This window comes from Streptomyces sp. NPDC002623, from assembly GCF_053592635.1.
This window is the reverse complement of the sequence record NZ_JBSFWB010000044.1, coordinates 39401-64838: the sequence shown is the minus strand read 5'-3', so window position 1 is coordinate 64838 and position 25438 is coordinate 39401. Positions and strand designations below refer to the sequence as shown.

The window sequence follows — 25438 nt, the reverse complement described above, 5'->3', positions numbered from 1 at the left end:
AGATCGCCCACCGGGTTGCCCCTGTTCAGGGTGAGCGATGATGGAGTGGTCCCGCCTCTGATTTCTCCCCTGGCTCCGGCCGGGGTTTCCCCGGATGCTCACGCCGTAGATGCCGCCGCCCATGAAGGCGCCGGCCGACACCTGGTTGATGATCCGCCCTCCGCCGCGCTCGACCATCGACGCCTTGACCGCACCCGCGCAGACGATGGCGCCCAGCACGTTCACCCGCATGACGCGGTCGAACCAGTCCGTGGGCAGGTCCAAGAGGTCCACCTGGGGGATGTCGGCCATCAACGCCGCGTTGTTGACGAGGATGTCGATGCCGCCGAAGGCGCCGACTGCCTGCTCGGCCATGGCGGCGGCCGAGCCGCGGTCGGTGATGTCGACCCGCACGCCGAGCGCGCGCAGACCGTCGGAGGTGAGGGCCTTCGCCGCGCGTTCGGCGCCGTCGCCGTCGAGGTCGGCCAGGACGACCCGGGCACCTGCTTCGCCCAGGGCACGGGCGTAGACCTGGCCGATGGCTCCGGCGCCGCCGGTGACGACGGCGACCTTGCCGTCCAGACTCATGCGGTCGAGTGTGCTGCTCATGGAGTGTCCTTGATCAGTCGGGTCAGGTAGTGGTCGACATCGGCTCCGAGTTCGCGCAGCTCGGTGGCGGCCTGCTGTGCGGTGAGAATGAGGAAACGGTTCGCGCTGACGCTGTCGGCGACGAGCTCACCGACGGACTCGGCGCTCACCACGGGGAACGCGGGTCCCTGTGGCGGTGCCGGTTCCCCGTAGAAGGTGATCTGTTCGACGATGTTGGTGGCCACGCCTGCCGGGCACAGACAGGAGACGCCTATACCGCGCGGCCTCAGGTACAACGCGAGCGCCTCGGACAGGCCGACGACCGCGTGCTTCGTCGCCGTGTACGGCAGACGGTCGAATCCGTAGGGCAGCAGGCCTGCCGTGGAAGCGGTGTTGACCACGTGTCCCGAGCCCTGTTCGAGGAGCAGGGGCAGGAACACCAGGTTGCTGCGGACCACACTCAGCAGGTTGACGTCGATCACGTGTTGCCATGCCTCGAGAGGGATGTCCTCGACGGGACCGACCGCCAGGATCCCGACGCTGTTCATTACCAGGTCGACGCGGCCGAACCGGTCGAGAGTCAGATCGCGGACGGCTCGAAGGTCGTCGACGTCGGTGACGTCGCACGTGGCGGCGACACTCCCGCCGCCCGGTCCGGGTAGTTCGGCGAGTTCGCCGGCGACGGCCTGGGCGCGCTCGGCGTCGCGGTCGGTGACCACGACCCGGGTGCCGCGACGGGCGAAGGCGTGCGCGGTGGCCCGCCCGATCCCGCTGCCGGCGCCGGTGACGACCGCGACGGCGTCGTGTAAGTCGATGCTCATCGAACGCGCGCTCCTCTGAGGGGAGTTGGCGGATGATTCCTAGGGACGGGAGGGCGCCGGTTCGTGACGGGCGCCCTCCCCGAGCACGGAGAGTGTCGCCCCGGAGACCGGGGCCTGGAGGAATCCGACGAGTCCGTCGAGGAGATCCCCCAGGTGAACGGCGAAGGGCAGCACGTGCTCGGCGCGGGCTCGGCGCTGTTCACGCTCGGCCCCGGCGTGCACGCTGAAGGCCGTCACCCGGTCGATGCGGTGGCCGCGCAGCGGTTCGGGGATGTGCGGCAGCAGCGCCCTCACCTGCTCATGGAAGCGGCGGGTGGGCGCCTGCAACTCCGTGGAGAGACGGCCGAAGACGTCCCGGCGCCCGTGCTGCTGCAACTTCGCGACGAAACTCAGGTAGTGGCTGCCCTCGCGCTCCCCCTGTTCGAGCACCGGGACAAGATGGCACTCCACCCACGACCGGACATCATCGGGCCCCCGCTCGGCGACGAGTGCGTTGCGCCGTTCGTTCAGGTCCACCAAGCGGTACTCGAAGATCGCCTGGACCAGATTCTCCTTCGAGCCGAAGTGGTACTGCACCGCCGTGTTGTTGCCGTTTCCGGCGGCCGCGCTGATCTGTCGCAGGGAGGCCCCGTCGAGGCCGCGCTCGGCGAACAGGCGCTCTGCGGCCAGGACGATCTGCATCTTCACCGACGGAGCCACCACGACACCACACCCCTTGGAGAGGATCGATGCGCAAGAAAGAGAACGTCATTTCCGTGTGATGGGAATCGAAGCACGGTGTCGCGCTGAAGTCAATTGCCTTAAACAGCTAAGGAGTGCTCCATGCGTGCGGGCCGTGGGGTTGAGCGCGGCTGAGGGAAATCCGATGATGGCGAGGTGAGGACACAGAACGGCGAGTCGGTTCTGGCGAGGGTCGTACGGATCTTCGAGGCGTTCACGCCGGAGGAGCCGGTCCTGACCGTCTCGGAGATCTCCCGCCGTACGGGGCTGCACGTGGCGACCGCGTCGCGGCTGGTGGCCGAGCTGGTCTCGTACGGGTTCCTGACCCGCGAGGCCGACCGCCGGGTCCGGATCGGGATGCGCATGTGGGAGCTGGCCACCCGGGCCTCGCCCACCCTGTCGCTGCGCGACGCGGCCATGCCGTTCATGGAGGGCGTCCACGACGTCGTGGGCCACCATGTGCAGCTCGGTGTGCTGGACGGCGACGAGGTGCTGTTCCTGGAGCGGCTGACGGCACCGGGCGCGGTCATCAACTACACCCGCATCGCGGGCCGCCTTCCGTTGCACGCCTCCTCCAGCGGCCTGGTCCTGCTTGCCCACGGGCCCGCCGATCTGCGCAGGCGGGTGCTTGACGAGCCTCTGCACCGCTACACCCCGAACACTCCCGACACTGCCGCGCGGCTGCGGGCCGTGCTGGCCGAGGTGCGTCGGCAGGGATACGCGTACTGCCCGGGGTATGTGCACCTGGACGCCCTGGGGATCGCGGCGCCGGTGCGCGACGCGCGTGGTGAGGTGGTGGCCGCGCTGGCGGTGATCGTCCCCAATGAGGCCGGGGCCACGTCCGTCGTGCCGGTGGTGCGGACCGCGGCACGCGGGATCTCGCGTGCGCTGGGAGCCCCGGATGCCTCGGGGCAGTCGCGGGATCCGGGTGACTCGCGTGACGGCAGTGCAACGGCCGTATGACGAGCAGCGGAAGTTCGTCTCTCACTGATTGAGAATGCCGTCGCGAGCGTCCGTCGTCGCCGCGCATCCTGCCTGCAACCCAACGACGGGAGGCGACAACGTGGTCGGAACCAGTGTGGTTGCGGATGCCGGGGCAGGCGTCGGCGCAGGACGGTCGACGCCGGCGAGCGCGGCGACTCTGACGGTCTCCGCGAAGGAAGACATCGCCGAGGGCGTCGTGTCACTCACCCTCGCCCATCCGGACGGTGCCCGGCTGCCGGACTGGACGCCGGGTTCCCACATCGACGTGGTGCTGCCGGACGGGACGACCCGGCAGTACTCCCTGTGCGGCGACCGATGGGACGCGCACACCTACCGGATCGCCGTGCTGAGGGAGCCCGCGGGCCGGGGCGGATCCGCGCATGTGCACGACCGGCTGCGCCCGGGGGACCGCGTGGGGGTCGGCGGCCCGCGCAACCACTTTCCCCTCGTGCCGTCGGAGAAGTACCTCTTCATCGCGGGAGGCATCGGCATCACTCCGCTGCTGCCCATGGTGCGCCAGGCCGAACTGCTCGGAGCGGACTGGCAGTTGCTGTACGGCGGCCGGACCCGGGCGTCGATGGCCTTTCGCGAGGAGCTGACAGAGGCCTACGGCGAGCGGGTGCATGTCGTCCCGCAGGACGAGCTCGGGATGCTGGACCTCGAGGCATGGCTCGGCAGCACGAGCCCCGACACCAAGGTGTACTGCTGCGGGCCCGCCCCGCTGCTCGCCGCCGTCGAGGCGGCATGCGCCGCCCGGCCGCCGTACGCCCTGCGGGTCGAGCGGTTCACCTCGGCCGCGCAGTCCGCGCCGGTGCGGGAAGCGCCCTTCGAGGTCGAGCTGCGGCGCACCGGACGCACCGTCACCGTCACCCCGGAGGTCTCGGTGCTGGAGGCGGTGCGCCGCGTCGGCGCCGACGTGCTGTCCTCCTGCGAGCAGGGCACCTGCGGAACCTGCCTGACACCGGTGCTGGAGGGACAGCCGGACCACCGGGACTCGGTACTGGCCGACCACGAACGGGCGGCGAACGACTGCATGTTCCTGTGCGTGTCCCGCTCCTGCGGTGACCGTCTCGTCCTCGATCTCTGACACCGATCTCCGCCCCTTCGCTTTCTCTCCCAAGGAGCCGTGATGACCGAGGCACTGGAGCGTGCCGTCGTGCCGCCCGTCAGTGACGCCGACCCGTTCGCCCACGAGGTCCTGCTGGACCCCGAACCGCTGCACCAGGCCCTGCGCGAGGCCGGTCCGGTCGTGTACCTGTCGCGCTACGACGTCCACGCGCTGGCCCGCTACGAGCAGGTGCACGCCGCGCTGGTGGACTGGCAGCGCTTCGAGTCGGGCTCGGGCGTGGGCCTGGCCAACTTCCGGCACGAGAAGCCGTGGCGTCCGCCGAGTCTGCTGCTGGAGGCCGACCCGCCCCGGCACGACGCCCCACGCCGGATCCTGCGCGAGATCCTGGCCCCGCCCGCCCTGCGCCGCCTGCACACGACGTGGGCCGCGGTGGCAGAGGAACTCGTCGACGAAGTCCTCGACCAGGGACCCGAGTTCGACGCGTTCGCGGCGCTGGCGGAGGCGTTTTCGCTGCGGGCCTTCCCGGACGCTGTGGGCCTCGGACCGGACGGCCGGGAGAACCTTCTGCCCTACGGCAACATGGCCTTCAACGCCTTCGGCCCGCGCAACGACCTCGTCGCGGCAGACGCGCACCGGGTGGCCGAACTGTCGGCATGGGTGAACGCGCAGTGCACCCGGGAGGCACTGAGCGGGGACGGCTTCGGCGCCCAGATCTGGGCCGCCGCAGACCGCGGCGATCTGACCCACGAGCAGGCGCCGTTGGTGGTGCGTTCGCTGCTCACGGCCGGCGTCGACACCACGGTGCACGGCCTGGCAGCCTGCCTGTACGCCTTCGCCACCCACCCCGAGGAGTGGCAACGGCTGCGCGAGCGGCCGGAGTTGGCACGTGCAGCGTTCGACGAGGCGGTCCGCTGGCAGTCGCCGGTGCAGACGTTCTTCCGTACCGCGACCACCGACGTCACCATCGCCGGCACATTGATCCCCAGGGGCACGAAGATCCTCATGCTGCTCGGTGCGGCCAACCGGGACCCGGAGCGCTGGCACGACCCCGACCGCTTCGACCTCACCCGTGATCCCTCCGGCCACGTCGGCTTCGGTATGGGCCTGCACCAGTGCATCGGCCAGCACGTGGCCCGTCTGGAGGCCGAGGCGCTGCTGACCGCCCTGGCCCGCCGCGTCGAGCGGATCGAACTCACCGGCACACCGCACCGCCACCCCAACAACACCCTGCGTGCGTGGGTGTCCCTGCCCATACGGGTACGGACGACGGCCGGCTGACCAGCCGTCGACATCACTCGGTCGCAGTCATCTCCGTGGAAAGTGAGGGAAACCAGCAATGTCCCAGCAGGTACGAGGCGTCATCGCGCGGGCGAAGGGCGAGCCGGTCGGCATCGAGACGATCGTGATCCCCGACCCGGGGCCGGGGGAGGCGGTGGTGCGGATCCAGGCGTGCGGGGTCTGTCACACCGACCTCCACTACCGTGAGGGCGGCATCAACGACGAGTTCCCGTTCCTGCTCGGCCATGAGGCGGCCGGCGTCGTGGAGTCGGTCGGCGAAGGTGTGACCGACGTCGGGCCCGGCGACTTTGTGATCCTCAACTGGCGTGCTGTCTGCGGGAATTGCCGGGCCTGTCGGCGCGGACGGCCTTGGTACTGCTTCAACACCCACAACGCCGAGCAGAAGATGACTCTCACCGACGGCACCGAACTGTCCCCTGCCCTGGGCATCGGAGCCTTCGCCGAGAAGACCCTGGTCGCGGCCGGGCAGTGCACGAAGGTCGACCCGGCCGCGTCACCGGCCGCCGCGGGGCTGCTGGGCTGCGGCGTGATGGCCGGCATCGGCGCCGCGATCAACACCGGCAACGTCGGCCGCGGCGACTCGGTCGCCGTCATCGGCTGCGGCGGTGTCGGCGACGCGGCCATCGCCGGGGCCCACCTGGCAGGCGCGGCGAAGATCATCGCCGTGGACATCGACGACCGCAAGCTGGAGACGGCCCGCAGCCTGGGCGCCACACACACGGTCAACTCGCGCGAGACCGACCCGGTCGAGGCGATCCGCGAGCTGACCGGTGGCCACGGCGCCGACGTCGTCATCGAGGCGGTCGGCCGCCCGGAGACGTACAAGCAGGCTTTCTACGCCCGCGACCTGGCCGGGACGGTCGTCCTCGTCGGCGTGCCCACGCCCGAGATGAAGCTCGAGCTGCCGCTGCTGGACGTCTTCGGCCGCGGGGGCGCGTTGAAGTCGTCCTGGTACGGCGACTGCCTGCCCTCCCGGGACTTCCCCCTGCTGATCGACCTGTACCTCCAGGGCCGTCTGGACCTCGACGCGTTCGTCAGCGAGACGATCGCCCTGGACGGCGTCGAGGACGCCTTCGCCCGGATGCACAAGGGCGACGTCCTCCGCTCCGTGGTCGTCCTGTGATGGTCGCCCGCATAGAGCACCTGGTCACGTCCGGCACCTTCAGCCTGGACGGCGGCACCTGGGACGTCGAGAACAACGTGTGGATCGTTGGCGACGACGAAGAGGTGATCGTCATCGACGCCGCTCACGACGCCGAAGCCATCGGGGCAGCCGTCGGCGATCGGCGGCTGAGGGCCATCGTGTGCACCCATGGCCACGACGACCACATAGACGCCGCTCCCGCGCTCGCCGACGCGACCGGTGCGCCGGTCCTGATCCATCTCGACGACCGGTTGCTGTGGAAACACACCCACCCGGACAGGAACCCGGACGGCTACCTCTCCGACATGCGCCGGATCAGCGTGGCCGGGATCGAACTGACCGTGCTGCACACTCCCGGGCATACGCCCGGGGCGATCTCGCTGCACGCGCCGTCACTGCGCACGGTCTTCACCGGCGACACCCTGTTCGCCGGCGGACCGGGGGCCACTGGGCGGTCGTACTCCGACTTCCCGACGATCGTCCGTTCCATCCGTGATCGCCTGCTCGTTCTACCGCCCGGGACGGTGGTCCGCACCGGCCACGGAGAGTCGACCACCATCGGTGCCGAGGCCCCGCATCTCGACGAGTGGGTCGACCGGGGGTACTGAGACCGGTGCGGTGCTGATCTTTGCCCCGAACGCCCGACGAAGGCTCCAGCCGTGCCGGCTGGAGCCTTCCACCGCCTGGAGCCTTCCACCGCCTGGGCGTCGGCATTGTCGGCAGGAGTTCGCCTACGGCCGCCAGTCCCGTTATCGCGATCAGCTCATATCCGCGACCTGATCGACAGCACCCTCATGAGATCTGCGCCCGAGGTGCGTCAGCACCCAGGACCCCAAGTACTACCGCCGTCGGGAAGTCCGGTGACGGCTCGGCTGAGAAGTTCGCGCACGATGTCGCGCTCCTGGCTGTCGAGCGCGCCGAGAAGCTCATCCTCGGCTTGAAGGACCTTGTTCTGAAGCTCGGTCCAGGTTTGCGTGCCGAGGGCCGTGGCGACGATCTTGCGCTGACGTCGGTCGGCAGGGTTCCGGGAGCGGGGGTGTGGTGCTGCGGTGAAGTGCCACATCCGGTCGGAGGCGTGCGTGCGGTCCCCTGGGGCGGCCGCGCTTGTAGGAAATCAATCAGCGGGCATAGGACCGTCGTCCGGCGGGAACTCCTGCTCGGCCGGGATACGGCGCCGCAGAGCCAGGTATTCCGTCGGGGTGCGGCCGGTGAAGTCCTTGAACTCCTTGCCGAAGTGGGCCTGGTCGAAGTAGCCCGCCCTGAGAGCGAGTTCCGACCAGTCGACCGGACGCAGGGCGTCCACAGACAGGATCAGCCGTGCGAAGCGGTAGATCCGAGCCACCTTCTTCGGGGTGACCCCGACATGAGACTTGAACTGTGTCGCCAGGTGGTTGCCGCTCACCCCGGCGGCATCGCTCAGCGCGGCGACCGGCACCGCGCCGTAGGACGCTTCAAGCCACCCGCCTGTGTGCTGGACGAGGTCGAGACCGCGCGACGGCGCATCGACAAGCCGCGACCTCAGTTCCTCCTCCAGGACCCGCAGCGTCTCAGTGGCCGAAGCGGCATCGCCGACCTGGTTGCGAATCCGGTCCACGGACCGCTGCCAAACGGAGTCGACGGGCACCCATCGGTCCCGCAGCTCGGTCGCCGGCATGTCGACGAACGGCGACATGCCCCAGGGCTTGAAGTGCACCCCGACGAGCCGTACCCGTGCGGGATACTCATAGCGGAAACGCCTGGTCCACAGCCCCACGAACCAGCCATCGGTCAACAACGCCGGTGGCACCGAAGGGTCGGAATCCCACAGGCGGACCGGTCCGCCCAGGTTGATGAGCAGGTGCGTCGACGGCATCGGAGGGACGGCTATCCGGCGGTGGCTCGGCACCCCGGTCAGGCAGTAGATGTCGTCGATGAACCGGTCGAGCGGCGGCGCAGGCACCCGGCCGACGTACTCCATGGACCCAGTATCGCCGCCGCGGGTTCAGCCCGCCACGTGTCTCGTTCTTGATGGTGTCGCGGTAGCGCGGGCGCCGGCTGGGTTGTGGCGGAGGAGGCGGAGGAGGCGGAGGAGGCGGAGGGAGCGGAGGAGGCGGGCGACGGCGCGTTCGACAACCCTGCCAGGACACGTTCCTGGTCGGAGAACCGCACCGCTCAGTGCCGACGGTCCCAGAACGGGGTGTCCCAGCGTTGTTCCCGGCGGTACTGCGCGGCCCTTGTCTCCAGGTACTCGGCGTGAACGGTCCTCATACGGCGGGCGTAGGCCGTCATGGCATTGGCGTCACCGGCCCGGGCGGCCAGGATCGCCCGCGCCCCGACCAGGCCGGTGGCCAGTGCGGTGACGATCCCCCGGGCGGCCAGCGGGTCGGTGGCGGTGGCGGCGTCTCCCACCGCTGCCCAGCCCGGGCCGGCCGCGGGAGTGGCGCAGGACGAGCCGGCGGCGAACACCCGCAGCCGCCGCGGCGGTCGCTCCCAGCCGGCGATCCGTTCCCGGACATGACCGGCCTCCTGCGCCTGGGTCCACCACACGCCCGGGTCGAGCAGGCGTACGCCGGCGAGGAGATCGGCATCGGTCATCGCCATGAGGATCCGCTCACCACCGGGCAGCGGGGCGGTGTACCACCAGCCCCAGCGCGTGGCCTGCACCAGCGACGTGCGGTCCAGGTGGGCCGCCTGCTTCCGCGGCGGGCCCAACAGGCCGGCGACCGCGATGAGGCGGTCGGAGCGGGTGCGTGCCGCGCCGACGCGACGAGCCAGCCGAGCGGCTCGGCCCGTGGCGTCCACCAGATACCCGGCCTCCAGCACACCGCCCTCGCCAGTGGTGATCTGCCAGTGGTCCCGATGCCGACGGGCGTCGCGGACATGTCCGGCGAGCCAGAGGGCACCACTGGCGCGGGTCGCTTCCAGAAGGGCGGCGTCGAACCGGGTGCGGTCCAGATGCCAGCCCTCACCGTACGGACCGAGCTGGTGGTCCACCGCGGTGAGCGCATCCTGGCCCCAGGCGGCCTGGTTGCCGTAGCAGGGAGTGTGCCCAGCGTCGGCGAGCCCGTCGAGCACCCCCAGTCGTTCGAGAAGCGGGCGGGCGGTGGGAGCGAGACTCTCTCCCACCCGCCAGTCGGGGACGCTCGCCGGGGAGACGAGGACGACGCTCGCCCCTGCCCGGACGAGGGGCAGCGAGACTGCACACCCGGCGGGGCCTGCGCCGGCGACGAGAACGTCGAAGCGCCGGCTCCTCCCACAGCCGCTCGGCCCGCCGCTGTCCAACGTGCGGCTCCTGCCTCTGCCCGGCCTACCCGGTCCCGTGGTCGGTCCGTTCCGTCTCGACCAGGATCACGTCGCCGTTCGGCAAGGTCCGGGCGACGATGAACCCGAGCGTGCTCCACTTCTCGACCATCTCGTTCATACCCTTTTCGGCGTTGTCGCCGTCGCCGACACCGCGGTCCCACTCCTGGAACGCCCCGGCCGCCGCGTCCTGTACCAGCCCGTCGTGCGCCGGCTCGGGAAGGACTTCATCGGGACGGGAGGCCGGCCACCAGTGGTCCATGCACATGTAGAAGTCGGCCTGCCAGGGCAGGGCCATGTACTTGGTGACATCTCCGGCGACCAGATCTTCGCGCAGCCGGAAGGGCGCTGCCCAAGTGGACTGCCGATCAGCGATGTACGTCATCTCGATGCCCGGGAAGAATCCGCCGCCGCTCGCCGTCTCCAGCGCGGCCCGCACCAGGGCGTGGGGCTGGTCGGCCGGTGCGAGAGCCTCGAACGGGAGCGGGGCGGGCACGCCCGTCCAGTCGGCCAGGAAGTCGCCGGCGGCCCAGCGCTGCATCCGCGCGTACTGGCCGGGCAACAGCGCCAGCCACGTCCGTGGCTTGTTGGGCTGAGCGTCCCCGTCGTCGCCGGACAGGACGGGCATGAACCCCGCGTTCGCCTGGCTGGTGTCGTCCACCAGTCCGGGCTTGCGCAACCTCTTGAAGACGTTCTGACGCGCAGTGGCGTTGTCCGGGGCGTTCGAGGACAGCCGGGCGAGACGGCTCGGGCTGAGGAAGTTGCGGCGAGGGTCGCCGTGCATCACTCGCGCTGTCTTGTTGACCCATGCGAACCAGACCGGGCGGGCGAGCAGCGGGTAGATGTCGCGGGTGAAGGAGACCTCCGGCGGCGTGGGCAGTCCGCCCGATGCGCGGGCGACCTCCAGGACGACGTCGTACAGGGTGACCAGACTCGGTACGACGGCGGCGTAATCGGGCGGGCCCGCCACGACCCAGGCCGAGGTCACCGGGACCTGGCGCCCGTCCGGGCCCAGGCTCACGGTTGCGCTGACCGGGCCGTCGGAGACGTCGTCGAACCAGTCGTCATTGTTGGCGTAGTGGCGGAGCGGATTGCCGGGCTGGACCGAAGCGGACGTGCCGAAGCCGCCGAGGACGAGCAGCCGACCGGCCTCGTCGGTGCGCAGTTCGCCCAGCGGTACCGGGGTGTCCAGGAAGGTCCCGGTGTCGAACCTGGCATCCGTGCCGTCCTGGGACGGACCGGTCACACTGCGCGGCCCCGGCCGGATGACCAACCGCGCCCGAGCGGCGGCATCAGCGGGATCGATGTGCTGGTTACGGCGGTCGGAGTCGGCGGTGGACTCATGGAAGCGCCCGGCGAAGTCGAACCACTCAGCCTTGGCATTGGCCAGTTCGGCCGTCCAGACGATCTGCGCCTCGGCCGAGGTGAGCTCGCCCAGGACGGTGCCTGCCCGGTCATAGGCGTACACACGGAACCGGGCGGCCTGACGCTTGATCCGCCCGTCGGCGTCCTTGAAACCGCCGGACGGACTCGACGGGATCCCGGGGGTCTCCGGGCCGATGAAGAAGCCGTCGGGGCTGTTGCCCACCCGGGCGATGCCGATCGTGGGATGGATCTCGCAGCGTGCGACGTCATCGAGATTCATGTCAGCTCCCGGTGAGGGTGAGAGGTTCGGGATCGAAAGGCCCGTGATGCTTCTCCGGCTCAGCCGGGCGCGGAGCACATGACGACGGCCCGGAACGGCTCTCCTTCAGTCGGCCGGGGCTGGTGTACACCGCTCGTCCTCACGAGGTGCGGCAACGCTGAGAGTTCGCTCGCCACCCGCTCGAGCCCGGCGGTACGACCCGGCCGTGGAGGACGCATCCATCGTCCCCCCGATCCTGGGTGGTCGCAATCCGGTGGCAAGCCGCTGCAAGCCGGTGCCGGCACGTGTTCGGAGGCAATGTCCGGGGGAGGAGCGGCAACTGGTCGCTTCAGGTGAACCACGTTGCGCGCCTGGCCCGCCGCGGCGGGCCGACCTGCTCTTCTGGGCGGGTATGCCGCGCCGAACGGCGACTGACGAGGAGGAAACATGCGCGTGACCAACCTCGGCAACGAATCCGCTCAGTACACCGCCGCCATCGAAGAACTGCGCCGGGCGGAGGCCGAGATGATGCGCCAGCGCGAGCACGTCGCCGAGCTGACGCGACGCCTGCCCGAGGGCCCCGTCGTCGAGGAGTATCTGTTCCACGAGGGGCCGGCCGACCTGGCAGCCGGGGACGATCCGGTGCGCGAGGTCCGGCTCAGCGAGCTGTTCTCCGGCCCTGACCGGCCGCTGATGCTCTACCACTTCATGTACGGCAAGGAGCAGGACCGGCCCTGTGCCTCGTGCACGATGTCGATCGACGGCTTCCAATCGGTCGCCGACCAGCTGGCCGACACCCTCGACTTCGCCGTCGTGGCCGCCGCCGAACTGCCCGCCCTGCGCGCGTACGCCAGGGAACGGGACTGGACGGGACTGCGGCTGCTCAGCGCGGCACCCAGCCGCTTCAAGTACGACTTGGGCAGCGAGGACACCGCCGGTGGCCAGGACGCCACCTTGTCGGTGTTCACCCGCGACGAAGGCGGCGCGGTCCGCCACCACTACAGCACCCGTGTGCGGATGGCCGACGGCGACGGTCAGCAGGCCTCCGACCTGCTCAGCCCCGTCTGGCACCTGCTCGACCTCACCCCGCAAGGCCGTGGCGACTGGTATCCCCGGCCCTCCTGGTGACGGTCGGAAGGAGGGTGCCGCTGTGTCAGTGAGGGGTCAGTTCGCCGACTTCGAAATACAGCTCCGTGCCGGCCTCGAGCTCGACCGTGACATGCCTGCCGTTGACCGCGGCGACGGCAGCCGCTCGTTCGCGTTCCCTGAGTTTCCCGCCGGGCTCGTCCGGACGGCCTGTCACGGTGACCTCGATGCCATGGCGCAGCTGGTCGTCGGACACCGCCAGGCCCTGTACGTCGGCCGTCATCAGGTGATCGAACTCCTGACGGCTCGTGGGCTGGAACGGGCCGGTGATCCAATGCGCCAGGAACCGCTCGGGCCCCTTGCCGAACAGGAGGTACGTCAACTCCTCCGGCTGTTGGTCGGCCGCGGTGAACGTGTGGTGGTTGACCACGTTGGCGACCTCCACCACGACATCGGTGGCGATCTCGACAGGCGTCTCGGGGTGGGCTTCCGGCTGTTCGAAGTGGTTGCGGAACAGACTCCCGGTGAACGACGTGCGGGCGGGCGGTTCGCCGTTCTCACCGGGATAGAGGTCGGAAAGCGTGAATACCTCGGGGGCGAGGGTGTAGAGCCGGGCCTCCGGGTGCGCCTTGCGGTCGTCGCGATACGCGCGGTGGGCAGCTCCGAAGGCAGCCTGCCCGATGAGCTGCACGTTGTGCGGATCCACAGCCATCGGAAGGTGGGAGAGGAAGGGGGTGTCGTTGCCCATCACCGCCATGCCGTGGAAGGCAGGGGCGTCGGGTTCCGGGTGTCCGCCGGGGTGGTGCATGTGGCTACCGTGCTCGTCCATGGCTCTCCACCTGTTCGCTCGGAACCGCCGGGGGCTGCTGCGGATGGCGGCGGTCTGTGGATGAGAGCGCGGTCAGGGATCCCATATGCGGGCACGACCGGCCCCGTGTGCGCGAGGAGCGTGCTGGCGCGCCTGAGCCCCTGTGTCAAGGATGTGACCGTCCGGGGCGTGACGCATCCTGGGAGGCCGGCCCGGTGCCGGGCCGGGAATCCACCCGTTCAACGAGCGCCTGGGGGCTACAAGCCGCTCTGAAAGAGGGGATCTTGAGCGTCGCGCAGGTCCGACGAGATCTCAGAAGTCGGGTCGCCGGCGGGTGATGCGCCGCCGGCACGCGTGGGGCCTTGCCGAACCTCCGTAGCCGTCTGTACCACTTGCGGATCAGGCGCATCAGGCAGGCGTTGATGCGCTTGAGGAGACGATGCAGCGCCGAGCGCATGGCGGCGCAGCAGCAAGCAGCAGCAAACAGCAGCAAGAGCCGCACCTCATCGGCACATCGAAGCCCTCGCCCGTGCACGGTTGCCGTGATCATCGGGCGGGGGCGCTTGTGGATGTTCGGCCTTGTGGATGTTCGGCTTGGCCATTGCGTGGCCCACCACCGCGCTGTGGCTCGGCGGACACCTCATACAGGGCATCGCCGAGGTGGCCAAGGAGACAGAAGCCCGGCCGGAATTCTAGGCCTGAGTGAAGGACTTGGTCTGAAGGATCTCGTCCATCGAGTACTCGCGCCAGTGCTTCAGGAGTTGGTGGAAGGCGACCGCACTGTGAGGGTAGGCGGCAGGGCCGTTCGGCCGACCGCGTCCTTCGCGGTTGTAGTAGCCAGGTGTGCACTCGGCGTGGAACCACTCGTGGTCGGGGGCGTCCTGGGCCAGGATGGCGATCCAGGCGTCCTCGGCCGTGCGGGACGGTTCGACCAGGGCGTTCTTGGCTTCGGCGGCCGAGACGAGGGCGGCGGCGTGAACGGCCTGTTCGTCCAGGATGTGTGTGTAGTTGACGCTGCTGGCGTTGTGCAGGGATCCCATCTGGATCAGGTTCGGGAAGCCGTTGCTGGTGAAGCCGTGCAGGGTGCGCGGACCCTGTTGTGCCCACGCGTCCAGCAGTCGGGTTCCGCCCCTGCCGTGGACGGGGAGGTTGCCTGAGTAGATACCGGAGATCCCGGCGGAGAATCCCGTGGCGAAGATCAGGCAGTCGAGCTCGTACGTGGTGTCGCCGACCACGGCGCCGTGCGGGGTCACGCGTTCGATGCCATGGGTGTCGGCGGTGTCGACCAGGGTGACGTTGGCTCGGTTGAACGCCGGGTAGTACCGGTCGGAGAAGGCGGGGCGCTTGCAGGCGTACCGGTACCAGGGTTTGAGCTTCCGCGCCGTGTCCGGGTCGGTGACGGTCTGCTCGACGCGGGCGCGGAGCTCATTCATCTTGGCGGCGTCGGCGAACTCGTAGGCGGCTTCGAAGACCTCCCGCTCGCCCGGGCGGCGGAAGCTGGTCAGGAGTTTCTCCAAGAGGCCTGCCGACATGGTCCATTGGTCGGTCACGAGATCCCGTTCGGCTGTCTCGCCGGAGACGATGCGGAGGTAGTTCTCGCGTCGTTCGCGTGCCCAGCCGTCGTGGTCGGCGCCGACGTCCCGGGCGGTGGTGCGGCGGTTGGCGCGCACGTCCACGGTGGAGGGGGTGCGCTGGAAGACGTAGACGTGGCCGGCGTCCTCGGCCAGCATCGGAATGACCTGGACGCCGGTGGCGCCGGTGCCGACGATGCCCACCCGTTTCCGTGCGAGGCCGGTCATGCCGCCGTCCGGCGTGCCGCCTGTGTAGGCGTAGTCCCACCGCGAGGTGTGGAAGGTGTGACCCTCGAAGTCCTCGATGCCCGGTATCCCGGGGAGTTTCGGCTCGGACAGCGTGCCGGTGGCGGTGACGACGTACGTGGCCCGGAACACATCGCCCCGGTCGGTGGCCACGATCCACGTCCCTAGCTCCTCGTCCCAGGTCAGCGAGGTGACCGAGGTGGAGAACAGGGCATCTGCGTAGAGGTCGAACTTCCGCGCGACCCGCACCGCGTGGCGGCGGATCTCCTCGCCGGGAGCGTACTTCCACTCCGGCACGTATCCGGTCTCGTCGAGCATCGGCAGGTACACGTGCGACTCGATGTCGCAGTGGACGCCCGGGTACCGGTTCCAGTACCAGGTGCCCCCTAAGTCGCCGCCCTTCTCGACGATCCGGACGCGCTGCACGCCCTGCTGGCGCAACCGCGCCCCGGCGAGGATGCCGCCGAAGCCACCGCCGACCACTGCGACGTCGACGGTGTCACGCAGCGGATCGCGCCCGGCCACCTCTTCCACATAGGGATCAGCGGCGTAGTAGCCGAACTCCGCGTCGGCGGACCGGTATTGGCGGGCGCCGTCGGGCCGGACACGCCGCTCACGTTCGCGGCGGTACCGCTGCCTCAGCGCAGCGAGCTCAGCGGTGGCGGGTATTTGAGGGGGTGTCATGGGGGACCTCAATTCCTGTCGGTCTGCTGCTCTGCGGGCCACCCGTGCTGTCGTGGGCGGCCGTCCGCTACCGTAGCAACAACCGGACAACAGTGTCCGGTTGAGGGGTGGGAGCACCGCGTGATCCGGACAGAGCGCGTCCGCACCGATAGCGCGCGTGCGCGAACCTCTCGGGACGGCGGGCCCTATACACAGCGACAGGAAGGCTGATCCCCATGCGACGACTCCCGATCCGGTCCCTTGCCTTACTCGCCGCGCTCGGCACCCTGGCCGTTGCCGGATGCGGCACGGACACAGGTGACCCCGGTGACAAGGCATCCGCCTCCGGCGCGGGCAGGATCATCCGAGCCCAACAGCTCATGCAGCTGACGAAGGTGCACGAAGAGACTGGAATGACCCTGCTGGAGGGCCCGACCTTCGACGAGGACGGCAAGCTGCTCGTCGTCGACGTCACCGCACCCGCGGGCAAGCCGAAGGTGATGCGTGTCGACGTCGAGAGGAAGACATCGCGATCGGTCCACACCGACGACCGAGGGGCCTACACCTCAGCGCAGTTCAGCCCGTACGACGGACGTCTCTACCTGACCGACTACGTGCACGGCGAGATCATGAGCCTGGCCGCGGACGGCAGCGATCCCCAGACCTTCTTCTCCGGCGAGGTCGACGGCGCGCAGATGAACGCCGACGACATCGCCTTCGACAAGGAGGGCAACCTGTACGTCAGCGACTCGCGAGCCCCGTCCGGGGACGAGGCGCAGGGCCGCGTGGTCCGGATCGACCGTGACGGCGGGAAGGCAGCCGTTCTGGCCGAGGAACTGGCCGCGACGAACGGCATCTCGTTCGACGTGGACTACCGCGGGCTGTGGATCAGCGAGCTCACCCAGAACCGGATCTCCTACCTTCGACTCGACGGAGACGGAAAGGTGACTTCCCGGCACACCGCCATCCGCGTCGACGGTGGGATCGCCCAGACCGACTCGATCGCCGTGGACGCGGACGGCAACCTCTACCAGGCACTGCACGGCCGGCCCGCGATGGTGGTGTACGACAAGTACGGTGAGCGCCTGGCGACGGTCGAGGTTCCCGGCCGCGCCACAGGGCTCGAGTCAGCGACGAACGTGGCGATCACGCCCGGCGGGACCAGGGCCTACATGACCGTCAGCGGGCCCGCCGGAGGGTACCTGTACACCTTCGACGCGCTGGCGGAAGGCGTCCGGCAGTCCAACGGCGGCTGACGCCACCCCTGCGCTCACCCCTCGAAGGGCCGCACCGGTCCCACCTCGATGCCGAGCAGCCGCCAGGCCGTCAGCGCCCGGCGCTCCCGCTCCTCGCGGCTGTGGCCGGTGGCGGCACCGGAGACCATGGCGACGGCGAGCATCAGGTCGTCTGCCGCCTCCAGCCGATGACCGCGCGGCAGGTGCCCCCGCAGAGCCCGCTCGACTCGCTCGGACAGTGCCAACGCGTGCGTGCGGGTGCCGGAGCCATCGCCTTCCCCATCGCCTTCCCCATCGGCGAGCAAGAGGCCGATGAAGGCGGCCGATTCTGTTTGATGCCACGTCAGCACACCCAGAACCGCGGGGAGACACGCGTCTTGAGCCGAGGCCGCCTCTTCGATCTGACGCACGTTCTCCTCCAGAACCGCGGCGGAGACAGCGGCCCGGTCGGGAAAATGACGGTACAGAACGCCTTGCCCCACCCCCGCCCGACGCGCGATCGCCGAGAGCGGGACATCCAGGCCGTGCTCCGCGTAGATCTCCCGGGCGGCGGCGACCAGAGCGGCCCGGTTGCGGGCGGCAGCCTTCGGCCCCTGGTTGGGGGGCCGCCGCTCGTCCGGCGTGAGGTGCTGCGTCATCCCGGAAGGGTACCCGGGCTGCTCGGGACCCTCTATCGGTCAGTTTCTGTCTCTTTAGTCGGTCTCCGCTCGATGGCGTTGCCGGGTGTCGGGCTTCGGCTGGGCTGGCCGCCGCCGTTCGGCCAGCGAGGTGACGTTCGACCGTAGAGGCTGTGCAGGGACGACAGGAGCCGCGACCTCGTCGGCTTCGGCGGCCTTCCGTGCCCTCCAGGGCCGACGGCGCCGCAGTCAGGGCTCCGGCCCTGAGCGCGGAGGCGAGCCCGGCGGCCAGGTCTTCGTGGAGGACGTGGCGGCCCATCAAGTGGACCTCGATCAGGGCCCGGGTGTCATCCCGCTCGCCGAGGGCAGCCTTCGCCACCTCCCCGAGACGTCCTGGACGGGCGTGAACTTTCCTGCGGAATGGGCCTGTTCGAGGGCGGCGGCCCCGGGAAACGCGCCGCCGAATAGCGGTTGGGGTTGTCCACAACATCGTGCAGGCGGTGGTGGCCTCGCCATCGACTTCGCTGTGGCTGTGGCCGTGGCCCTGGTCTTCGGGTTCGCCATGACCCACTACTACGACCGCAAGGGACTCCACCGCCCGGTCGCCGAGGAAGCCTGAATGGCGCGTACGCCGCTGCTTTCGCCGTTGACGGGGGTGGCTACACGGTCTTCAGGGGCTCCTTGAAGGACTTGCGGAACACCGGCCCGGCGAGGGGAATGATGGGCGACAGTATCTTCGCCTTGAGTGAGCTGGGATGCCGTTCGAGTCTGACGTCGATGCGGGTGCCGTCGTCCGTGGGCGTCAACTGGAAGTTCCACCCACCTGACCCGAAGGGCGTCGAGTCGTGCGTGGTGACGGTGACCCTGTTCTGTGACGGATCCCATTCATAGCGTGCGCGCTCCCACGACTTGTCATTCCCTTCGGTGACCTCAGCCCAGGTCTCGCCCCTTTCGTGGACCTGGAAGTGCTCGGCGTCGATGGAAGGCCACTCTTCGACTCGCGAGGGGCTGAAGTTGGTCAGTACCCCCATCACTTCGGAGGGGCTCATCGAGGAGTTCACATGGAAATGCAGGGATGGCATGATCTGCTCCTTGTTTCAAGAAGGCCGAACTGTCAGGGCCCATCTCTCAGCATGCGCCCCGGACTGCTCCTGCGCACCGGCATGTCCTCGTTCCAGCGAGTGCTCTCCCGCCGAGTGCGGACGGGCGTGTGTCATGGGATTACGTGCCGTAAAGAGCCCGAGAGTGCCGCACGAGAATGCGGTGAGTGCAGAACCCCGGAAGCCACTCCGAGCCTCCCAACCCTCACCGCCGCCTACCACCATGCCACCGGCCCGAACCATGCCCAACAGGGAGTAGTGGCGCGTATTCGAGGGGTGGCAGCACAGCACCATAACCGCGCCTCCTGCACCTTCGGGCCGGTATCGCCCCGGACTGGAACTGCCTCTTTTGCGGGTGTTAGATGGGAAACGTCACGAACGTGGAGACGTGCCGTAACGACGTGCAGCCACCAGGCCGCGATTGCCTGGTTCAGGGGAAGATCCGGTGCGTGACGAGCTGGCGCCGACCGCTGCGCGCTCTGGGCCAAGTCCATGTCTGAGCCTTTGCGTGAGGAGTACTGTCATGAGTTCTGCCAGCCCAGTCATCCTCGAGCCTGCGGCACGGGATGTTGCTGAGGGGTTCTCGAAGCCGCCGTTCTTGTACGAGATGGCGCCGGCCGATGCGCGGAAAATCCTCGAAGACGCGCAGTCTGCCCCGGTCAGCAAGCTTCCGGTCGACGAAGAGTGGATCACGGTTCCCGCCCAAGTGGGAGACGTCCGGGTACGCATCATCAAGCCGCAGGGCACTACTGGCATGCTGCCGGTCATTGTGTACATGCACGGCGGAGGCTGGATCCTCGGCGACGCCGCAACCCACGACCGGCTCGTGCGCGAGCTCGCCGTCGGCGCCGGCGCAGCGCTCGCATTCGTGGAGTACCCGAACTCGCCGGAAGCCCACTACCCGACCGCGATCGAGCAGGGCTACGCCACCGCCCAGTGGATCACCCGACACGGGGCATCCAAGGGCCTGGACGCCAGCCGAATGGCGGTGGCCGGCGACTCGGTGGGCGGCAATATGGCGGCCGCGCTGGCGCTGATGGCCAAGGAACGCGGCGACGTCACCTTCCTGCAGCAGTCGATGTACTACCCGGTCACCGACGCGGCGATGAACACCGCGTCGTACGAGCAGTTCGCCACCGGCTACTACCTCACCCGCAAGGCCATGGAGTGGTTCTGGGACGCCTATACGGTCGACCCCGCACAGCGCGCCGAGATCACGGCCTCGCCGAATCAGGCCAGCACGGAGCAGGTCACAGGTCTGCCGCCCGCCTATCTGTGCGTTGACGAGGCCGATGTGCTACGCGATGAGGGAGAAGCCTACGCGGCCAAGCTCCGCTCAGCGGGCGTCCCCGTGACAACCGTGCGCTACGACGGCACCATTCACGACTTCATGCTGCTCAACTCGCTCAGCGAGACCCGAGCCACGCGAGCCGCCATCGGCCAGGCCACCGCCTTCCTGCGGGCCGGGCTCGGAACGGGCTGAGACACCCGCAGACGAAACCGCTCAACCAGTGCGCGGCTGCTCGGTACTCACGATGTGCCTTCCTTTCCTATGGTGCGATGGCGACCCGGTCCGGGTCGCGTGCGGGTGCGGGTGCGGGTGCCGGTGGGGCGGTGGCCGGGCTGCGCACGATGCACCAGCGGGTGAGCGGCCGGACGAGAACGTGGACCCGGACGACGGCGGCCTGGCGGCCGGTCCCGCCTTGGAGCTCATGCTCGGTGACCGGTGAGTACCGCCGGGAGGGTACGCACGGCATCGTCCGCACCGGGTGCGGGAGGGAACCCCACCGGATGCGCACCACGGGTGCGGGGGAGTGCCGTTCACCGCGCACCCGACACGGCTCTGCGCGGCCATCGTCGACCGGCTCACCTTCAACGCCACCCTCATCGAGACCAAATGTGTCGGGCAGCGCGAACGCAGGCCCGCATAATCCATGAGTCGTTTCGTCGGCGCGAGGGATAGCCTCGTGCGGGTGACGAACGAGGACGTGTTGCAGGATCACGCTCACCGGCAGGTCGTGCGCATCGGCGACACCGTCCGCCGCCCTGTCCAGCCCTGGACCGATACGGTTCACACGCTGCTGCACCATCTTGAAGCAGTGGGCTTCCCCTACGCTCCCCGAGTCTTGGGGATCGATGAAGAAGGCCGCGAGGTGCTCAGCTACATCGAGGGCGAGTCGGGGCCGCTGGGATGGGCCAAGGTCGTGGACGACGACGGCCTGACCGCCTTCGCCCGGCTGCTGCGCGATTTCCACGACGCAACCACAGGCTTCACCCTGCCTAGCGAGGCCGCCTGGGCGGTCGGCGCGGAGGCGCCCACCGACGCCGAGGTGGTCTGCCATGGCGACTTCGGTCCGTGGAACGTGGTCTGGCAGGGACAGCAGCCGGTGGGCCTCATCGACTTCGACTTCGCCCGCCCGGCAGCGCGTCTGCACGACATCGCTTACGCCTTGCAGTACGTCGCACCGTTCCGGGACGACGCCGAGTGCACGCGCTGGCTGCACTATCCGCAGCCTCCCGACCGTCACCGGCGCCTGGAACGGTTCTGCAGGGCCTACGGACTCTCCTCCACCGACGCCGTCGTCGACGCCGTCCTCCGCGAGCAGCAGGAAAACGCCGAACGAGTACGCCAACTGGCCGTTGCCGGGCACGAACCCCAGGCGACCTGGGCCGCCGAAGGCTACCTGCAGGATCTCGGAGACAAGCTGGCATGGAGCCAAGCCCACCGCCACCTGTTCGAATGACGCCTCAGCCTTCCACTGACCCACCCACACAGAGCAGCCGAACGCATCGAGACCGCCATCACGTGGTCCCAACACCCGCGAAATGGCGCCAACTGGAGTCGCCTCGGTGGGGCCGAAAACGGACGCCATGTGATCGGCGGTCTTGTCGCGTAAAAGGTCGTGGACCTGTCGCGTTGTGCCGTCGGTTTCCCACTTCGCGTAGTAGTCGTAGACGGTCCTGTAGGGCGGGAAGTCGTGCGGCAGGTACTTCCACGGGATGCCGGTGCGGTTGACGTGGAGGATCGCGTTGACGATCTCTCGCAGGTCGGGTGCCCGGTCCGCTGTGCCGGGGGCGGTCCGTCTCGCCCGCCAGGCGGTGAAGACCGGTTCGATCAAGGCCCAGCGGGTGTCCGACACATCACTGCGGTACGGACGACGAACACGGGCACCAGCACGGACACGACACTCCTCATCCAACGATCACCAACTACGTCAGTCACAAAAACATCCCAGATCACCAACTATCTGAATCAGATGCTCTCTTAGCCACGTGAGATCTCGGCTACGTCGACCGCCTCGGAGCCTTCGCGACGCATCCGCTCAGTCCCCCAGGCGCTGAGCGGCCCGAGCGCTTGATTGAGCGTGCGCCCGTGACCGGTCAGGGAGTACTCGACCCGCGGCGGCACCACGGCATAGACCTCCCGGTGCACGAGACCGTCCTCCTCCAGCTCACGCAGGTGCTGCGTCAGCATCTTCTCGCTCACTCCAGGCAGACCGCGACGGAGCTCAGCGAAGCGGCGTACACGATGGGCGTCGAGTTCCCAGAGGATCAGTCCCTTCCACTTGCCGCTCACCACGTCGAGCGCAGCGTCGATTCCGCAGATGTAAGGCCCACGTCTCGGTGCCTTGGCCATTACTGATCCCCTTACGAAAAGGTAAGTACCGCAGAAAATAGTGGGTACTTCCGAGAGTAGTGGCGCTCTCCGAGCATGGAGGGGTGAACGAACAACAGAACCGCACCAGCAGGCAAGACAGCGCTGTCACCATGATCGGACTTGGCCCGATGGGCCAGGCGATGACCCGTACCCTCCTCACCGCCGGCCACCCGGTCACCGTCTGGAACCGCACCGCCAGTCGGGCCGACGGCGTCGTCGCCGACGGAGCAACGCTCGCGGCGACACCTGGCGAGGCGGTCGAAGCGAGTGACCTCGTGATCCTCAGCCTCACCGACTACCAGGCGATGTATGACATCCTCGACAGCGCCACCGCATCACTCGCCGGCCGGACGCTGGTCAACCTGAGCTCTGACACCCCCGACCGCACGCGCAAGGCAGCATCCTGGGCAGCGGGCCACGACGCCGCCTTCCTCGGCGGCGGTGTCATGGTCCCGGCGCCGATGGTCGGCACGGAGGCGGCCCATGTCTACTACAGCGGCCCCGACGAGGTGATGGAGAACCATCGGGCGGCGTTGGCACTGCTCGGCACACCGAAGTATCTGGGCGAGGATCCGGGCCTCGCCCAGATGATGTACCAAGCCCAACTCGCGGTGTTCCTCACCACCCTGTCGGGACTGATGCACGCCACCGCGATGCTGGGTACCGCAGGAATGAAGGCCGAGGAAGTGCTGCCGGAGTTGCTCTCCTCCGCCGACTCGATCGGCGACATCCTGAGGGCTGGTGAAGAGAACCCAGGTGCCGCGCTCGATGCCGGAGAGCATCCCGGAGACCTCAGCACGGTCACCATGATGGGCGCGACGTCCGACCACATCGTCGAAACCAGCACGTCGCTCGGCCTCGACCTCGCGCTTCCCCTGGCCGTGCAGGCCCACTACCGGCGCGCGATCGAGAACGGACACGGCAGCGACAACTGGACTCGCATCATTGACAGCATCCGAAAGCTGCGCTGACCAGACTCGAGACCGGCAACACACTCCCTGCCGCGAATCCGCCTACTTACCTGGCTTTGTCCACGAGAACGTTTCTCGCGGACAAAGCCACGGTGGAGGTGATCTCGCCTGGCGACTCCTCACCGAGCAGCGCGGCGAGGTCCGCGCTGAAGCAGGCCACGATCATGGTCACGGTGCACAGCGGGAACGCGCTCGACCCGCGTCAGGCGGGCCCCAGGGGTTCGGTGTGTTCACCTGAGGCGTCCAGCGTGGCGCGCGCCTGGCGTTCCACGAAGATCGGCACGAAGTCACGGATCCTCGCACCACGCAGCCGTTCCTCGGCCGCCCGCACTGCAGCACCCACCGCCGCCGGCTCCATCCCCTTATAGCGAGCTTTCAATCGCTCCAGGACCTGATTGATGGCCTTGCTCTCGGTGACGGCATTGTCATTTTCCGAATTCGCAGCGTCCATGACTGCTGCTCCCGCCGCATTTGCCTCTCACCTGAATACGACTTTGCCTCCAGTCTGACCATCGCCCGGTTCCTCGGCAATCGGCCGTCTCCGCAATCGCGCCGACAGAGACTTGCTCAGCTGGCGCGGCGAGGCATCAGGTGATCGCGTCCTCGGCTTGTCTCAACAGTTCCGTCGCGTCGCGGACGCACCCGTGCCCGGGGCCGTACAGCTCTGTGAGGGCCGTAATGGTGGCACGGGCCTCCTGAGCCGCTTCCTCATAACGTGCCAGGCCCAGCAGGGCCTCCGCTGTGGGCACCCCAGCCGTGGACGCCTCCGCGGGATCGAACGCCGGAGTGGCGGTGAAGGCCGCGCGGGCGCTCCTCACACAGTCGAGGGCTTCGGTATGACGGCCCTGCGCATTGAGCGCGTAGGCAAGATCCTGTTCGAGGCAGAAACGAAGGTCGTCGCTGTCCGCCTGTCGGGCCAGCATGGAGGTCAAGGCTTTGCGGGCCACCGACTCCCCTTCCTCCGGACGCCCTTGGCGCGTGAGCGCGTACGAGAGTCCGTTCGCCGCGCTCCACCGCAGGAGGAAGCCCATGGCCGCGGGTACGTGAACGCTCCGCTCGCTAACCGCCCGCGTCTCGGCTTCGGCCTCCTCGAAGCGACGCAGGTGGCACAACTGCAACGCCCGGTCGAGGCGCGCGCGGAGCACCAGGGGATGGAGTGAATCCAGTTCTGCGGAAAGGGCGTTGCCGAATTCTTCGAATTCCCGGGCCGCCTCCTCGTGGTGCCCCTGACAGTACATACTGGCAGCGTGCAACCGCCACACGTTGGTGGTGAATCGGTCGAGCGGTGGGCTGCTCCGCCCCTTGAGGAGGCGGCGAAATCCCGGTTCCGCCTCGGCGGCGCGGTGGACCAGCAGCAACCCGACACTCAGTTCGCACAGCGCCAGTCGCGTCACGGCGTGCTCGGCACCAAAGCGGCGCTCAGCCTCGCCGAGGCACTCGCGCAGTTCCGCCTCCACCTCGGGCAAGCGTCGTTCCTTCACCAAAGGCGTGACCCGCATGATCCGCTCCTTGACAGCCGCTTCCGCCTCCAGGTCCTCCCTGCGCCTGCGCCTGCCATCGAAGATCCCCACCCTGGCCTCCCCGTCCAGCCGAATCGAAGCGATCCTGCCACACAGCCTCCCCGGCCAACCCACTTGGACGTCCACGTAACGCTGAGAAACGATTTTGGGGGTGGCGTGGATGAAATTGCGGGCCCAGTCCGCAATCACCTTCACCTCCGTCGCCCGCGAGGTAGACGTGTCTCGTTCGCTTGTCTATGCCCGGGCCTCCGTGAACGCATCGACCAGGCACGCGCCCGCCGAGCCGCCCAAGGCCATGAGGACCCGCAGAGCGGGAGGTCGGTCTCCGCCGCCAGCGAGCAGACCGCCCTCCCGCTCGCGCGCCTTCGAGCGGCAGCGCGTCGTCGTTGAGGCAGCGGCGCAACTGTTCGCCTTACTCGTCCTCGTCGAGGAAGCGCGACGGTAGCGCCTTCGGCC

At 68.7% G+C, this 25438-nt stretch carries 24 protein-coding genes and 1 pseudogene; 10 read left to right on the top strand and 15 right to left on the bottom strand.

Annotated elements, in window-relative coordinates:
- From ACWD4O_RS42455 to ACWD4O_RS42445, 3 genes are all read right to left on the bottom strand, one after another.
- A partial coding sequence (locus ACWD4O_RS42455; protein WP_451288398.1) for an SDR family NAD(P)-dependent oxidoreductase occupies positions 1 to 588 on the bottom strand: 588 nt, incomplete at its 3' end.
- The gene (locus tag ACWD4O_RS42450; protein WP_451288397.1) at positions 585 to 1388 is read right to left on the bottom strand and encodes an SDR family oxidoreductase; all 804 of its coding nucleotides are present in this window, start codon (positions 1386 to 1388) and stop codon (positions 585 to 587) included. The genes ACWD4O_RS42455 and ACWD4O_RS42450, both read right to left, overlap by 4 nt.
- 39 nt (positions 1389 to 1427) lie before the next feature.
- The gene (locus ACWD4O_RS42445) at positions 1428 to 2090 is read right to left on the bottom strand and encodes a TetR/AcrR family transcriptional regulator (RefSeq protein ID WP_451288396.1); all 663 of its coding nucleotides are present in this window, start codon (positions 2088 to 2090) and stop codon (positions 1428 to 1430) included.
- A 174-nt stretch (positions 2091 to 2264) separates the two neighbouring features.
- Between ACWD4O_RS42445 and ACWD4O_RS42440 the strand changes: the two genes are divergently transcribed.
- The 5 genes from ACWD4O_RS42440 (at position 2265) to ACWD4O_RS42420 (ending at position 7212) form a co-directional block, all read left to right on the top strand.
- Positions 2265 to 3071 carry an IclR family transcriptional regulator gene (locus ACWD4O_RS42440; RefSeq protein ID WP_451288395.1) on the top strand — a complete coding sequence of 269 codons (807 nt, stop codon included), beginning with the start codon at positions 2265 to 2267 and terminating at the stop codon, positions 3069 to 3071.
- Between the two features lie 100 nt (positions 3072 to 3171).
- The gene (locus tag ACWD4O_RS42435; protein ID WP_451288394.1) at positions 3172 to 4179 is read left to right on the top strand and encodes a PDR/VanB family oxidoreductase; all 1008 of its coding nucleotides are present in this window, start codon (positions 3172 to 3174) and stop codon (positions 4177 to 4179) included.
- A 42-nt stretch (positions 4180 to 4221) separates the two neighbouring features.
- Positions 4222 to 5439 carry a cytochrome P450 gene (locus tag ACWD4O_RS42430; protein WP_451288393.1) on the top strand — a complete coding sequence of 406 codons (1218 nt, stop codon included), beginning with the start codon at positions 4222 to 4224 and terminating at the stop codon, positions 5437 to 5439.
- 58 nt (positions 5440 to 5497) lie between these two features.
- Complete coding sequence (locus ACWD4O_RS42425) at positions 5498 to 6583, top strand: S-(hydroxymethyl)mycothiol dehydrogenase (protein ID WP_451288392.1); 1086 nt, start codon at positions 5498 to 5500, stop codon at positions 6581 to 6583.
- Entirely contained in the window at positions 6583 to 7212 is a 630-nt protein-coding gene (locus ACWD4O_RS42420) for an MBL fold metallo-hydrolase (protein WP_451288391.1), read from the top strand. Before ACWD4O_RS42425 ends, ACWD4O_RS42420 begins: the two co-directional genes overlap by 1 nt.
- Positions 7213 to 7718: 506 nt before the next feature.
- Here the strand turns inward: ACWD4O_RS42420 and ACWD4O_RS42415 are convergent.
- The 3 genes from ACWD4O_RS42415 to ACWD4O_RS42405 all read right to left on the bottom strand — a co-directional run bounded on the left by ACWD4O_RS42415 (position 7719) and on the right by ACWD4O_RS42405 (position 11528).
- On the bottom strand, positions 7719 to 8561 hold the full coding sequence (locus tag ACWD4O_RS42415) for a helix-turn-helix domain-containing protein (RefSeq protein WP_451288390.1): 843 nt from the start codon (positions 8559 to 8561) through the stop codon (positions 7719 to 7721).
- 194 nt (positions 8562 to 8755) lie between these two features.
- On the bottom strand, positions 8756 to 9865 hold the full coding sequence (locus ACWD4O_RS42410; RefSeq protein WP_451288389.1) for an NAD(P)/FAD-dependent oxidoreductase: 1110 nt from the start codon (positions 9863 to 9865) through the stop codon (positions 8756 to 8758).
- A 25-nt stretch (positions 9866 to 9890) separates the two neighbouring features.
- On the bottom strand, positions 9891 to 11528 hold the full coding sequence (locus tag ACWD4O_RS42405) for a LodA/GoxA family CTQ-dependent oxidase (protein WP_451288388.1): 1638 nt from the start codon (positions 11526 to 11528) through the stop codon (positions 9891 to 9893).
- 426 nt (positions 11529 to 11954) lie between these two features.
- Here ACWD4O_RS42405 and ACWD4O_RS42400 point away from each other — a divergent pair, with 426 nt between their 5' ends.
- Positions 11955 to 12635 (top strand): DUF899 family protein, encoded by a 681-nt coding sequence (locus ACWD4O_RS42400; protein WP_451288387.1) that lies wholly within the window; start codon positions 11955 to 11957, stop codon positions 12633 to 12635.
- Positions 12636 to 12660: 25 nt separating this feature from the next.
- Here ACWD4O_RS42400 and ACWD4O_RS42395 read toward each other — a convergent pair whose 3' ends face one another.
- Both ACWD4O_RS42395 and ACWD4O_RS42390 read right to left on the bottom strand, forming a co-directional pair.
- Entirely contained in the window at positions 12661 to 13422 is a 762-nt protein-coding gene (locus tag ACWD4O_RS42395; protein ID WP_451288386.1) for a hypothetical protein, read from the bottom strand.
- Positions 13423 to 14093: 671 nt separating this feature from the next.
- On the bottom strand, positions 14094 to 15902 hold the full coding sequence (locus ACWD4O_RS42390) for a flavin-containing monooxygenase (RefSeq protein WP_451288385.1): 1809 nt from the start codon (positions 15900 to 15902) through the stop codon (positions 14094 to 14096).
- A gap of 215 nt (positions 15903 to 16117) precedes the next feature.
- Here ACWD4O_RS42390 and ACWD4O_RS42385 point away from each other — a divergent pair, with 215 nt between their 5' ends.
- Positions 16118 to 17137 (top strand): SMP-30/gluconolactonase/LRE family protein, encoded by a 1020-nt coding sequence (locus ACWD4O_RS42385; protein ID WP_451288384.1) that lies wholly within the window; start codon positions 16118 to 16120, stop codon positions 17135 to 17137.
- A gap of 14 nt (positions 17138 to 17151) precedes the next feature.
- On the opposite strand, the gene ACWD4O_RS42380 is transcribed toward ACWD4O_RS42385, so the two are convergent.
- Together ACWD4O_RS42380 and ACWD4O_RS42375 are read right to left on the bottom strand one after the other, a co-directional pair.
- Positions 17152 to 17754, bottom strand: a complete 603-nt coding sequence (locus ACWD4O_RS42380; protein ID WP_451288383.1) for a TetR family transcriptional regulator — start codon at positions 17752 to 17754, stop codon at positions 17152 to 17154.
- 638 nt (positions 17755 to 18392) lie between these two features.
- The gene (locus ACWD4O_RS42375; RefSeq protein ID WP_451288382.1) at positions 18393 to 18815 is read right to left on the bottom strand and encodes a hypothetical protein; all 423 of its coding nucleotides are present in this window, start codon (positions 18813 to 18815) and stop codon (positions 18393 to 18395) included.
- Between the two features lie 541 nt (positions 18816 to 19356).
- On the opposite strand from ACWD4O_RS42375, the gene ACWD4O_RS42370 reads away from it, so the two are divergent.
- Positions 19357 to 20316, top strand: a complete 960-nt coding sequence (locus tag ACWD4O_RS42370) for an alpha/beta hydrolase (protein ID WP_451288381.1) — start codon at positions 19357 to 19359, stop codon at positions 20314 to 20316.
- 67 nt (positions 20317 to 20383) lie between these two features.
- Here ACWD4O_RS42370 and ACWD4O_RS42365 read toward each other — a convergent pair whose 3' ends face one another.
- Entirely contained in the window at positions 20384 to 20590 is a 207-nt protein-coding gene (locus tag ACWD4O_RS42365) for a hypothetical protein (protein WP_451288401.1), read from the bottom strand.
- A 216-nt stretch (positions 20591 to 20806) separates the two neighbouring features.
- Between ACWD4O_RS42365 and ACWD4O_RS42360 the strand changes: the two genes are divergently transcribed.
- Positions 20807 to 21577 carry an aminoglycoside phosphotransferase family protein gene (locus ACWD4O_RS42360; protein ID WP_451288380.1) on the top strand — a complete coding sequence of 257 codons (771 nt, stop codon included), beginning with the start codon at positions 20807 to 20809 and terminating at the stop codon, positions 21575 to 21577.
- 159 nt (positions 21578 to 21736) lie between these two features.
- Here ACWD4O_RS42360 and ACWD4O_RS42355 read toward each other — a convergent pair.
- A pseudogene (locus ACWD4O_RS42355) lies at positions 21737 to 22033 on the bottom strand (transposase); the annotation flags it as partial.
- Between the two features lie 65 nt (positions 22034 to 22098).
- Positions 22099 to 22470: a winged helix-turn-helix transcriptional regulator gene (locus ACWD4O_RS42350; RefSeq protein WP_451288379.1), complete on the bottom strand. Its 372-nt coding sequence runs from the start codon at positions 22468 to 22470 to the stop codon at positions 22099 to 22101.
- Between the two features lie 83 nt (positions 22471 to 22553).
- Here ACWD4O_RS42350 and ACWD4O_RS42345 point away from each other — a divergent pair, with 83 nt between their 5' ends.
- On the top strand, positions 22554 to 23462 hold the full coding sequence (locus tag ACWD4O_RS42345) for an NAD(P)-dependent oxidoreductase (RefSeq protein WP_451288378.1): 909 nt from the start codon (positions 22554 to 22556) through the stop codon (positions 23460 to 23462).
- 202 nt (positions 23463 to 23664) lie between these two features.
- Here the strand turns inward: ACWD4O_RS42345 and ACWD4O_RS42340 are convergent, their stop codons facing one another.
- Positions 23665 to 23913: a three-helix bundle dimerization domain-containing protein gene (locus ACWD4O_RS42340; RefSeq protein ID WP_451288377.1), complete on the bottom strand. Its 249-nt coding sequence runs from the start codon at positions 23911 to 23913 to the stop codon at positions 23665 to 23667.
- A 136-nt stretch (positions 23914 to 24049) separates the two neighbouring features.
- On the bottom strand, positions 24050 to 25171 hold the full coding sequence (locus ACWD4O_RS42335; protein WP_451288376.1) for a hypothetical protein: 1122 nt from the start codon (positions 25169 to 25171) through the stop codon (positions 24050 to 24052).
- Positions 25172 to 25438 lie beyond the last annotated feature (267 nt).

What these genes read in the sequence shown, in the direction of transcription:
- ACWD4O_RS42420 (WP_451288391.1), top strand. Translation starts at nt 6,583, where the DNA reads ATGGTCGCCCGCATAGAGCACCTGGTCACGTCCGGCACCTTCAGCCTG.
- ACWD4O_RS42370 (WP_451288381.1), top strand. Translation starts at nt 19,357, where the DNA reads ATGAGTTCTGCCAGCCCAGTCATCCTCGAGCCTGCGGCACGGGATGTT.
- ACWD4O_RS42430 (WP_451288393.1), top strand. Translation starts at nt 4,222, where the DNA reads ATGACCGAGGCACTGGAGCGTGCCGTCGTGCCGCCCGTCAGTGACGCC.
- ACWD4O_RS42425 (WP_451288392.1), top strand. Translation starts at nt 5,498, where the DNA reads ATGTCCCAGCAGGTACGAGGCGTCATCGCGCGGGCGAAGGGCGAGCCG.
- ACWD4O_RS42375 (WP_451288382.1), bottom strand. Translation starts at nt 18,815, where the DNA reads ATGCCATCCCTGCATTTCCATGTGAACTCCTCGATGAGCCCCTCCGAA.
- ACWD4O_RS42385 (WP_451288384.1), top strand. Translation starts at nt 16,118, where the DNA reads ATGCGACGACTCCCGATCCGGTCCCTTGCCTTACTCGCCGCGCTCGGC.
- ACWD4O_RS42395 (WP_451288386.1), bottom strand. Translation starts at nt 13,422, where the DNA reads ATGGACGAGCACGGTAGCCACATGCACCACCCCGGCGGACACCCGGAA.
- ACWD4O_RS42350 (WP_451288379.1), bottom strand. Translation starts at nt 22,470, where the DNA reads ATGGCCAAGGCACCGAGACGTGGGCCTTACATCTGCGGAATCGACGCT.
- ACWD4O_RS42450 (WP_451288397.1), bottom strand. Translation starts at nt 1,388, where the DNA reads ATGAGCATCGACTTACACGACGCCGTCGCGGTCGTCACCGGCGCCGGC.
- ACWD4O_RS42390 (WP_451288385.1), bottom strand. Translation starts at nt 15,902, where the DNA reads ATGACACCCCCTCAAATACCCGCCACCGCTGAGCTCGCTGCGCTGAGG.
- ACWD4O_RS42405 (WP_451288388.1), bottom strand. Translation starts at nt 11,528, where the DNA reads ATGAATCTCGATGACGTCGCACGCTGCGAGATCCATCCCACGATCGGC.
- ACWD4O_RS42340 (WP_451288377.1), bottom strand. Translation starts at nt 23,913, where the DNA reads ATGGACGCTGCGAATTCGGAAAATGACAATGCCGTCACCGAGAGCAAG.
- ACWD4O_RS42400 (WP_451288387.1), top strand. Translation starts at nt 11,955, where the DNA reads ATGCGCGTGACCAACCTCGGCAACGAATCCGCTCAGTACACCGCCGCC.
- ACWD4O_RS42415 (WP_451288390.1), bottom strand. Translation starts at nt 8,561, where the DNA reads ATGGAGTACGTCGGCCGGGTGCCTGCGCCGCCGCTCGACCGGTTCATC.
- ACWD4O_RS42380 (WP_451288383.1), bottom strand. Translation starts at nt 17,754, where the DNA reads ATGACGCAGCACCTCACGCCGGACGAGCGGCGGCCCCCCAACCAGGGG.
- ACWD4O_RS42365 (WP_451288401.1), bottom strand. Translation starts at nt 20,590, where the DNA reads ATGCCGTGCGTACCCTCCCGGCGGTACTCACCGGTCACCGAGCATGAG.